Origin of the sequence: Mucilaginibacter sp. (genome assembly GCF_964263795.1) — a bacterium.
In the GTDB taxonomy this organism is placed as follows: Bacteria; Bacteroidota; Bacteroidia; order Sphingobacteriales; family Sphingobacteriaceae; genus Mucilaginibacter.
Map to the genome: position 1 here is coordinate 95,328 of NZ_CAXVWK010000055.1, position 11,927 is coordinate 107,254.

The 11,927-nt window shown below is 38.3% G+C and carries 7 protein-coding genes; 6 read left to right on the forward strand and 1 reads right to left on the reverse strand.

What is annotated here, in order from left to right:
* Positions 1-49: 49 nt before the first annotated feature.
* Complete coding sequence (locus ACE5CV_RS09510; protein WP_374949933.1) at positions 50-331, forward strand: ATP-dependent Clp protease adaptor ClpS; 282 nt, start codon at positions 50-52, stop codon at positions 329-331.
* A 162-nt stretch (positions 332-493) separates the two neighbouring features.
* Here the strand turns inward: ACE5CV_RS09510 and ACE5CV_RS09515 are convergent, their stop codons facing one another.
* A complete protein-coding gene (locus tag ACE5CV_RS09515; protein ID WP_374949934.1) occupies positions 494-1,156 on the reverse strand; it encodes a hypothetical protein in 663 nt (220 codons plus the stop codon).
* Positions 1,157-1,750: 594 nt separating this feature from the next.
* Here ACE5CV_RS09515 and ACE5CV_RS09520 point away from each other — a divergent pair.
* From ACE5CV_RS09520 to ACE5CV_RS09540, 5 genes are all read left to right on the forward strand, one after another.
* Positions 1,751-2,968, forward strand: coding sequence for a phage integrase SAM-like domain-containing protein (locus tag ACE5CV_RS09520; RefSeq protein WP_374949935.1), 1,218 nt, complete (start codon positions 1,751-1,753; stop codon positions 2,966-2,968).
* Positions 2,969-3,345: 377 nt separating this feature from the next.
* Positions 3,346-3,729 carry a hypothetical protein gene (locus ACE5CV_RS09525; protein ID WP_374949936.1) on the forward strand — a complete coding sequence of 128 codons (384 nt, stop codon included), beginning with the start codon at positions 3,346-3,348 and terminating at the stop codon, positions 3,727-3,729.
* 34 nt (positions 3,730-3,763) lie between these two features.
* Entirely contained in the window at positions 3,764-4,888 is a 1,125-nt protein-coding gene (locus tag ACE5CV_RS09530; protein ID WP_374949937.1) for a hypothetical protein, read from the forward strand.
* Positions 4,889-5,055: 167 nt separating this feature from the next.
* Entirely contained in the window at positions 5,056-8,355 is a 3,300-nt protein-coding gene (locus ACE5CV_RS09535; RefSeq protein ID WP_374949938.1) for a hypothetical protein, read from the forward strand.
* A 5-nt stretch (positions 8,356-8,360) separates the two neighbouring features.
* Positions 8,361-11,927, forward strand: a 3,567-nt coding sequence (locus tag ACE5CV_RS09540; RefSeq protein WP_374949939.1) for a DUF6443 domain-containing protein, incomplete at its 3' end; no start/stop codon positions are given.

Below are 11,927 nucleotides of genomic sequence, written 5' to 3' on the forward strand. Positions count from 1 at the left end.
AAACTTCAATGTAATTATATCCCTGTTTTTAAGTATTTTTGCCCATATTATGCCAACCGAAGTACAGGAAGAAACGCTCACGCTTGAAGAGATACTGGCCGGGCTTAAAGAAATGCACCGCCTTATCTTATGGAACGATGACCATAACACGTTTGAACATGTGATCCACTGCATGATGAAGTACCTGGATTATACCGAATCGCAAGGAGAGAAGATAGCATGGAAGGTGCATAATGAAGGGAAATGCGCTGTTCTGGAAGGCTCTTTCACCGAAATGGAGGTTTACCGGAAAATACTTCAGCAAGAAGGTTTAACAGTTACTGTTGAATAGCTACTACCGTTAGCTAAGTTGCTGGGTTGACAGTGCTTTCAAGTATTTAGAATTTCCAGAACTGCTGTACTGCCCAATCATAGTTAACATTCAATCAGCATGCTCATTTTTTGTAGCAGGCTTCAGACGTTGCTTAACAAGAGTAAATCATAAGGGCATGAGCTATTGTTTTAAACCCCAGTGCGACACAATGTGGAATATATTATTAGCCTGCCCCTTGTAATCTTTCTCGCTGCAGGAGGCTTTTAATACATAATAGCTTGTGCCTCTATGCACTCCCGTAAATCTGCTAATTACCTTTTCTCCGTTACCAATTGTTTTAGATGTTAATACATCAACATTTTTTTGCCCGTCAGGATAGGTTATAGGGCTTTGGTTCAAAACGGTTTCGCCCGTTATGCGGATTTTATTTAAAAGCCATTCAACAGGGTTTTGGTTTGATTTTAAATTTTCATAAGCAACCCAAACCTCAATATAGGGAAGAGATTTATCAATAGTGTTATAAACGCCAATGTTAGTAAGGCCAACCTTTTCCAATTTTTGCGGCTCTATCTGGGTAGGCTTTATAGTATTTGGTAATATCACCCAATAAGCATTTTCAGGGCCGGCAGAGTTGTAATTACACTTCCAAAATGTGGCTTTAAGGTATTGATCAGTAAATCCGGTTTGCATCGGGAAAGGCATTTTGGATTGTGCCGGTTCGCTATTATTTGCAGCCGAAATATTTGTAGTATCCTTATCGTTACTCATCTCTTTTGTTGGTTTTCCATTTGATTGGCAGCTTGCAAAAGCTATAAGCAATAATCCTAATAATTTAATTTTCATGACTGTGTTATCTAGATTCTTTTTTGTACCACACCCTTAGACCATTAATGCTGAGCCCAAGAACCGAACGACAATCGCTTAAGATATCCTGTTTTAAATAAAAATTAATCGGGTGCCTGTACGCAGCAATTCCCTAAGTTAACTAAGTTTGTTTAGATAGGTTACCTTATTGAGGTGGTATTTGTTTTTAAGCGCATTTCGGAAATGTTTTCAGTCTCGGAAAAACTCGTCGTTGTGAGCGGATTCGTGATTTAATAGTATTTCATAAAATCGCCCTAAAACCTCATGGTTTAATCATCAACCCGTTTGAGTTGCTAAAATCTGTAACACATTGCACGCACTTGAAGGTAAAGAAAGTTAAGAGAAACAAAAAGCCTCTTAGATTATCTCTAAGAGGCTTTTATTAAGTGGGAGTTACTGGGTTCGAACCAGTGACCCTCTGCTTGTAAGGCAATGGATTATTGGTTTCATATGGTTTGATGTAGTTATCTACTAGCTTATTTTCAGCTTATTATAATTAAACAGCTACGTTAAAGTCCATATTAATTCAGTTTTCTTGTGCAAATCTTGTGCAAATTATTTGTACCTTTAATCATGATGAATACTAATATTGTTATCTCGCTTGACGAACGCCGCGAAAAAAAGGATGGCTCTTATCCTTTGGTAATGCGACTTGGCCATAATAAACGAACGACAGCTATTCCGTTAGATATAAGCCTTCAAAAAAAAGACTGGGATAATGAAGCGCGAATTGTGAAAAAGTCCTATCAAGGAACCAATTCGGTTACCCGGTTGAACAACTTGATACAGAAAGCCAAATCCGAGGCAATGGATATTATCTTGACGCTGAACGAAACAGGGCGTTTGCAAAGCTTAACTATCGTTGAAATCAGAAATTTGCTTGTCAAAAAGAATACATCTACTTCATTCTACGAATACACTAATCAACAAATACAGGAACTAATATCGGCAAACCGAATAGGTACAGCACGATCTTACAAAGGTGTGGTTGCTGTTCTAAAAACTTTCACAAAAGATAAGGAACTTTATTTCAAAGATGTTACTTATGGCTTTTTGAAAAAATTTGAAATTGCTCACTTGGGCAAGGGTAATTCTTATAACGGACTGTCGGTATATGTGCGCGCTATCAGAGCCATTTTTAACAAGGCAATTAAAGACGGGATTATCGAGAAAGAGAGTTACCCGTTTTCTGATTATAAGATTAAATCAGTACCAACAGAGAAGCGTGCACTAGATATAACCCTGCTGCAAGTTATTATCAATAAACAGATAGAAAAGGATCACATTTGCTTTAATGCTCGTAATTATTTTGTTGCCAGCTATATGATGTATGGGATGAATTTTACGGATATGGCTTTTTTAAAGAAATCCAATATCGTTGACGGTCGTATCCAATACCGGCGCAGAAAAACCAGCAAATTGTATGATATTAAGATCGTGCCGAATTTGAATACAATCTTGCAGTACTACATCTCTTTAGATAAGGAATCGCCATATGTGTTTCCTATTATAAAACGAGATAGCGCATTCCTCATGGATAAGGATATTCAATGGGCAAGGAAACGCTATAACGCAAAATTGAAAGAGCTGGCAAAGCTATGCGATATTGAGCAAAATCTAACCAGTTATGTGAGCAGACATTCTTTTGCCACCCAGGCGATGTTGCAACAGGTACCATTAAATGCGATTAGTGCCATGCTAGGTCATTCAAGTCTAAAGACAACGGAGGTTTATTTGAAAAGTCTGCCAAGCAATATTTTAGATGATTATAACGCTAAATTAATGCAATAATTCATTGCAATGATAGAGAGTGAATTTAAATTATCAAGCGAACCTCTGACGTGTAGAACCTCTTTATATCTAATAACTTTGCTGATGCTGGAAGAGATTTTTAAACTTTTCAAGCGTTAAAAGTTCGCAGATGTGTTATTTTTTCAATAAACAATCGAGTTAATCCAATAGTCTCCGATCTATTCTACAGCTAATGATTTACGAAGCGACATTAAGTGTCTATGCATACATAATATTTGTATTACAATTAGTAGGGTGATATATACCTAGCTTTACTTTCTGAGTAATAATTTTTTATTAAAAAAATATTACAATGGTTTTTTTGAATGATATTATTTATATATTAGACATTAAAATATCACTAACCTGACTTTATCATGAAAATCTTCTTTGCAAGCTTATTGAGCTTGTTTTTACTTGTGTCGGCTGCTCGTGCCCAAGATACTCTTCTTGTAAAAAAAAATTATTCCACAGGTGTTATTATGAAGGTTGCAGATGTATCATCTGTAATTAATTTGACAGTCGAGCGAAAACTCCAGTTTGCTGCTTTTTTCGATAAGGAGAATAATCTTCTTCAGGCCGCGTCCGCAAATGAGGAATCCAGTAAGAATGTGGCGGCTCTTAAAGATCGGCTGTTCGCGGAGTTTGCATCGCTTTTGTCTGCCACTGAGCTTAATGTCTATTCGACGAAAAAAAAGGGATCAACTTATGCCAGACCGGCCACTGCTGTTACCAGTAGTCCTGTCACCTCGCGCCCTTAAAATACACCGTACTTTTAACTTATAACCTTATTTCATGAAACACCTTTACCTTACATTTATTTTAAGCTGCTTTGTGTGCAGTGTGTTTGCCCAAATTCCGACGCTGCAACAGGTTACTAACGCGGGAAATGTCACTAATGCCGACCTTGTTGTCACTGGTAATTTAAAAATATCTCCAACGAACGGGACAAATGGATTTGAGACTGGAAATGCAGATAATGCGACGTACACCGGAAATAATTTCTATATGCGCGGATGGTACGGAATGGGCATGCGGTCGTACGATAATGCAGTCAATGGTTTTTATAATTTCAGGACCGGAACATGGGATGTAAAAAATGGTTACTGGATCAATGGTGGGCAATCTGCACTTTATTCTGATGCGACAAACACGACATTATATGCGACTACTGGCGCAGGGCTTCTTTTTGCTACAGACGGCAACCAGAAGATGATGATTAAAAAGACAGGGGAAGTTGGTATTGGTACATCTACTCCAAATGCCAGATTAGAAGTTGCTCCACCATCAAGCGGTGCTAACGCGGGTCTTTTTCATCTAACAGGCGGGCAGGCCTGGGGCCATGTGGTGACTCTGGCAACAGACAACCCTACCGGTGATGATGCGCGTTTGCTGTTATCTTATCGTGGCGGGAATAAAAAATGGGCCATCGGCGGCTTTGCGAACACCAATTCGACCAACGCAAGATTCAGCATTTGGGAAGATGCAGGAGACGGCAACTATGGTACGGGCTTCGGAGACGAACGTTTTACAGTAATGCCAGGCGGAAACGTAGGTATAGGGACGGGAACCCCCGGGACGTTCAAGCTGGCTGTAAACGGAACCATCAGGGCTAAAGAAATAAAAGTAGAAACAGGTTGGTCTGACTATGTTTTTTACAAAAACTATAACCTATTGCCACTATCTAAAGTCTCCTCGTTTATCAATGCAAACAAGCATCTGCCGGATGTTCCATCAGCAGCAGAAGTGGAAGCAAACGGGATTGATCTTGGAAAGACGAACGCTTTACTTTTGAAAAAAATCGAAGAGTTGACCCTGTACCTTATTGACCAAAATAAGGAGCTTGCTAATCTCAAAAAACGAATGGCGTCCCAAGAACGGCTTAATAAGCGTCTGTTCAAAAAAATAGCAAGGCCTTAATTGGGCAATATGTAGTTTCTCACGGCCTTAAATATTGTGCCCATTGATAGGCTATATTCAATATATGAATCTCACAAAATTCCTAGAATAATATTAATTCCACCGCTACTAAGTTGCTAACTAAACATTCACATGTAGTGGTTATTATATGCTAATTTTATATTGAAATGAAATTAAAATATTTCTTGCTTATAACTGCACTTATATTTTCAAACTATATCAAAGCTCAATCGCCAGCCCTTCAAAGCTATGTGCCACTTTCCCCTAATGCGTCCGGCCTAGGGGTGTATGGAAATATTCCTGTAAGCCTATACACAGGGACACCGAACATCTCAGTTCCGATATATGACATGAAAAGCAAAGACTTGGATTTTCCAATCTCACTTAATTATCATGCTGACGGTCTTAAAATCTTAGGCGAGGCGACATTTGTTGGATTAGATTGGACATTGAGTAATACAGGAGTCATTACACGATCAGTGAATTTCTTAGATGATTTTTCAGATGTTGGATTTTTTCGCCATCCACCATCCGATAAAAAGGCCGGGAATGGAATTGATGCTGCACCAGATATTTTTTGCTATAATTTCAATGGTCGCACAGGAAAATTTATAATCGATTATCCTGGCACGATCAGATTTTTAAGGAAAGAAGATGACATTCGAATAGCTTTGGATGCCAACGGGAACTTCTTAGTAACAATGGAGGATGGCGCCATATATTCTTTTCAAAAACGAGAAAATCAAGTCCAAACGATTGTTATAAATTCTATAAGCGGAACTCAGACTGTTAATAGAAATTACGTGACGGCATGGTACCTTTCGTCAATAACCTCAGCGAGAGGTGAGGTTGCAACTTTTAATTATGCTTCGTTCATTCCGAAAGTTATTCAAGATCTCACGACGTCTACCGGATCAAAATCGACTTCTTTATCTTTTTATCCGCAGACACAATGTTTCATGCAGAATTACTACCAAGTCTATAATCAATATTATCAGCAATATAATAATACGACCACGGTAAATACACACGTTGTTACGGAAGAAGTACTTCTAGACAATATTGTTTATACAGGAGGTAGAGTACAGTTTAATTATAATGATAGAATTGACCTTCAAAATGACCTTTCAGGTGGGAATATTTTATCAAAAAAGCTTACTGAAATTATTATTTTCAATAGTCGAAGCGACCAGGTAAAAAAGCTTGTTTTCTCATACGATTACTTTGATGCTTTGAATGGCATGCCAGATTATAAAGCCAAACGATTGCGCCTACAAGGAATTAAGGAAATTAATTATACAGGCACATTAACGACTAATCCATATTCTTTCGTATACAATCTTGACGAAAACTCCGTGTTCCCGCCAAAAGTGGATAATGTGGAAGCTTACGGTTATTATTCCAACGACCCAACTATTGGCATGCTGTCAAAAATAAAATATCCTACAGCGGGTTCGACAACATTTTTTTATGAAAAACATGATCTTAACGGAGTATATGGTGCCAGAATTCAAAAAACTGAAACCAGGGATTCACATGATGAACTCCTTTCGGTAAAAAAGTACGATTATACGATGCTGAATGAAAACGGCCAAATCGTATCTAGTGGAAAAGCCATGGGGAATCGAATTTATTCTATTAATACGGTAGGAGGTGGAATTTACACTTGCACAAATTCCGGGGAAAGCTGGTCATCTAATACAAACATTACCGTCAACTATAAATTATTCAGTAGTCAGAATTTTCTTCCACTTGGAAATTCCGCGACTGGATCTCCATATGGATACGATCAAGTTTCCGTACTTGACGGATTAAACGGCGAAAACGGCAAGTCGACTTATTATTATTACAATGTTCCAGATCTAACTGCGGGTGATATAAATATACCCAGTACGCATGATCAAAATGATGGGCTTTTGTTACGAGAGGAGCATTATTTGAACACAGGGAGTTCAACTTTTTCCCTTCAGAAAAAAGTTGTATATACGTTACTTACTAGAGATCAAGTATCAATTTCAGCAGCTGCATGGTCTACACTAAACCGATTACAATACGCCATATATAATATTTTTACACAAAATATTGTAAATACTAAAGAGGAAACTTGGATATATGAAGGAAATGGCACGTTGAGTAATATTGTAAATTACACCTATAATTCCGGCTATCTTCAGCCCACGTCCAAAGAAATCATTTCTAGCGAAGGAAAATCGTTAAAAACGATCAAGCGATTTGCATATGATATGGTGGCTCTTGGACAGACGACGCCATATCAAAATATGGTTTCGAAAAATATGCTTAATCAAATCATTGAAGAAGAAAACCAAGTTAATGGAGTAAAAGTATCAAAGACAGTAAATGAATATAGTCAAAATTGGTCGAATCCTAGCCTAATATTGCCTAAATATATTAAAACTCAAAAGTACGCTGGGCCTTTGGAAACGCGCGTTCAGTACGTTTATTATGATTACTTTGGAAATCCTATAACCCTTTCATTTTTCGGAGGACCGTTGATCGGCTACCGATGGGGCTACAATAACACATATGCCATTGCGCAATGTAAAAACGCTGGCGGTGATGAGTTTTACTATGAAGGGTTTGAAGAAAGCTCGCTGCCAGGCGTTACAATAGGGACATTTGTGGGTGGCTCTGGCTCTGGACCGCACACGGGACGGTTCTACATGAGTCAGCCTTTTACTATCTCTTGGTCTCCTCCTACTAACAGAAATTTTGTTCTGAGTTATTGGTACAAAAGTAGTGGTAGCAATTGGACGTACTCTGGTGAGCTTCCTTATACTGGTAATAGTTTCGCGCTTCCAAATGGTATTAATTATGATGATATCAGAATTTATCCTAAAGATTCCGAAATGAGTACGTTTACCTACCAACAAGGGGTCGGTCTGTCAAGCTCAACAGACAGTAAGGGCAAAACTGCATATTTTGAATACGACGACTTTAAAAGGCTCCTTGCAATCAAAGATCAATACGGCAACATAGTCAAAGCATATCAATATAACCTCATAGATCAATCTCAAATTTGGCAAGACGTTTCAGGCGAAACTAGATGCGCAATAGACGGCTTTGGAAATAGCACCGGAGAACAGTTGCAAAAACAAGTCGATGTAAATCCGGTAAGTGCTACTTACAACAAATTTCAATGGAGGTCGCTTGGAATGACGGGAACGTGTCCAATCACGTTTAAAATGCTTAATAATAGTAATAGCGGTTTTACGGTAACCTTTACGGGCAACGGATCCAATATAAATTTCGCCTTTCCTGCGGGCGCTGACACAAGCGGCTTAATACCACCAGGTACATATAATTTAGTCGTAAGCCCTTCTGGCAATGCTGTAAGTAAAACAATGTATTTAGGTCAGCGAAACGCGGTCACAGCGCCTGGGCAAATCTTTAACAACGTTATCGTTTCAATGGGCAGTACAGACCTATCTCTAAAAATCCAAAACTAACATAAATGAAGAGTAAAAATCGCGGGAAAATTAAGTTCAGCTTATTCCTTGTTTTTGTGATGGTACGTGGTTTAGCGTTTAGTCAAAATTATGTTAGCCAAGGATTGATGACAGGTACACCCGCCTCAGGTGAATATTATCACATTAGCAGCGTCACGATAACACCAACCTTTAACTTCTCTTCCACTCCCGGAAGTTCACTTCATCTTTTTATTGATCCTGGTTGTTACCCCTTGAATCTGAATTTAAGTCAAGGCCAAAACTATGTTTTGACAATGGCATCGAAGGTTCCCGGCGTGTATTCGATTGGTGATTTAATGGCTAAAAATAATACTTGCGAAGTCAGCCAAAAAATTCAATATATGGATGGGTTAGGACGTGAATCTCAATCAATTTTAGTTAGAGGGAGTTCTCTTGGCAACGACGTAATTCAAGCAAATAAATACGACCTTTACGGCAGGCAGCCGGTACAATATTTACCATTCGTTATCAGTGGTTCTGGGGGAAATGACGGCAGTTATAAAATTAATCCTGAAACAGCACTAATAAATTTTTACAATCCAGTCGGAGCAACTGGCGCGCAACTACCAGGCGGCATTGCTCATATTTCTGACCCCATTAAAGGAACCCTTTTTGAGTCGTCTGATTTCGGACGGGTATTGGAGCAAGGTGATGCCGGTTCACCATGGCAGTTATCAACCACTGGAATTTCTGGAAGTGGACATACCGATAAAACTAGTTATGGAGTTAATTCTTCAAACGAAGTACTGCTTTGGAGTGTAAATACTGCAGGCAATGGAGCAAACAATTCAGCCTATTATACTTCAGGGCAGCTTAAATCGACACAGTTTACTGATGAAAATGGCTATATCACTATTGAGTTTAAAAACAAATCCGATCTTTTAATTTGTAGAAAAGTTCAAAACTCTTCGTCTCCGGTTTCTTATCTATCAACATATTATATTTATGATGATTTAAATAACTTAACCTATGTTATTCCGCCTATCCCAACAAGTGAAGCTTACCCAAGTTCCTTTCTTGAGGCGGATCCACTATTCGAGAAATACTTTTTTGGATATCACTTTGATTATCGTAATCGTGTAATTGGTAAAAAAACGCCTGGGCGAGGGTGGGAAAACCTAGTTTATAACAATTTAGATCAGGTTGTCGCAGTCCAGGACGCAAATCAATTTGCTCAAAACCAGTGGCTCTTTAATAAATATGATGCCCAGGGAAGAATTATAATTACTGGATTATGGAATAATGGAGGGGTGAGCATATCTCAAAACAGTTTGCAATCACTTATTAACAACAACTTCAGTACGTATTACTGGGAAAATTATTCTGGCGGGTATAGTAACTTGGCATGGCCTGTTGCCAATGTCGTAACTACGCTATCGATTAATTATTACGACAGCTACGATAATGTTCCTGGCCTTCCTGCCATTTATTCTGCTCCTGTAAATGCCACGTTGAACATGACTAAAGGTTTGCTGGTGGCAAGTAAAAAAAATGTCTTAGGTACAAACAATATGCTTTGGACCATACATTATTACGACGAATTAGGCCATGTTTTACAAACGTATCAGCAACATTATCTAGGCGGTACACTAACTGATTTCAATTATGATTTAACAACCAACACTTATAATTTTGATGAGGCAATTTCTTCAATAGTACGAATTCACTTCGTCAAAGACGGAAGTTTGTCTGCAAGCAAACTGATAGTTAAGACGTCTTTAAACCAATTTTATGATGGTCTTGGTAGGAAAACAAAGACAGTTGAACAGATAAATCAAGAGCCACCGGTAGTATTAAACAGCAGAGTATATAATGAAATTGGACAGCTAATTAAGAAAAAATTGCATTCTATTAACAACGGCTTGTCTTTTCTGCAAACCTTAGATTTTAGATATAACAGTCGGGGATGGCTTACTAACATTAATAACGCTGCACTAATAAATGATAATGGTTTAACTAATGAAGATACCAATGATTTATTTGGTTTAGACGTCAATTACGAAAACGCTGCGAGTAATTTGGCTCAATTCAATGGAAATGTTAGTGGTATAAAGTGGAAGGTCGCTCCAACGACTTCATTTTCTCCACCATTATTAGGTTATGACTTCCGCTACGATTCTATGAATAGACTTAAAGAATCGGTTTCGCTAACTAATGGAGTTAAAGATGGGAATTACAGCGAATTTCTAAACTACGACAATCTGGGCAACGTCCTTTCTATCGGCCGGTATGCACCAACAGCGAGCGGAGCCAAAAATCAGATCGACAGTTTGATTTATAGTTATAACGGTAACCAACAAACTCGAATTGATGACTACACAAATAATTCTCTTGGTTTTAATGATGCAATAAAGACGGGGGCCGAGTATACTTATGATACAAATGGAAATCAAAACAAAGATCTTAATAAAGGTATCAGCAATGTAGGCTATAACCTGCTGAATCTACCTCAGAACATAAACATTGGTGCTGGTGTATTAACTTACGTTTATCAAGCCGACGGAAAAAAACTACGGAAACAGTTTTCTTCAGGTAATTCCTTGTCAGAATATGTTGATGGAATAGAATATCGACAGGGCGTACTCAGTTCAATTGCTACGGAGGAAGGTAGGGCCCGGTATGACGGAAGTAGATACGTTTATGAGTATGATCTTCAGGATAACCAAGGTAATACCCGAGTTACTGTTACCTCTGATCCCGTCGATCCTTACCAACTGACACCTAAAATTATACAAATTGATAGCTATTATCCTTATGGCTTTAACATGCCAAATCAAGGATATGTTTATGGCACGAAAAACAATTATCTATATAATCATAAAGAATTTCAGGATGAGACAAATCTTTATGATTACGGTGCTAGATTTTATGATGCAGCAACAGCTAGGTGGACAACACCGGATCCAATGGCTGATAAAATGCGCAGATGGACTACCTACAATTATGCGTTTGATAATCCTGTTAAATATACCGATCCAGATGGCATGATACCTAGCCCTTTTGCGGTATTATGGGACTGGATGTATCGTAAATTTACATCGAATACAACGTCAAGTTTTATTCAGGCGGCTGCCGCAAATGGAGTATTTCAATCTGGTGGCGGAATTACAAGGGTAGGAAGAATTTATGAAAACGCCGTTTTAAATTCGCTCGCCGAGCCTAAAAACAATACTAAGTTTAATGTGCCAAACCCTGGTCTTGGGCGTAGAAGTGTTATCCCAGACAAGGTTGGGGATAGTGGTTTTAAAGTTGTAACTTTCACTGATGGTGAAAAGGAAAAAGTAATGTTCCCTAATTCCTCATTTACTGAGGTAAAATTTAAAGCAAGTGTGTCTTTGACCGATCCAAACAACCCGGGACAACTTAAAGGTATGATCGATGTTTTAAGTAATATGAAAGGTGGCTATGTGAATGGAAAATGGAATAGCGAAATTAAGGCGTCCGATTATGGTGCTGCAATACTTACGATAGTTACACCCTCAAATTCAAAGATTGGAGCAGACTTGATAGACTATGCAACGTCTAAAAATGTAAAGTTGTATCAACGAACG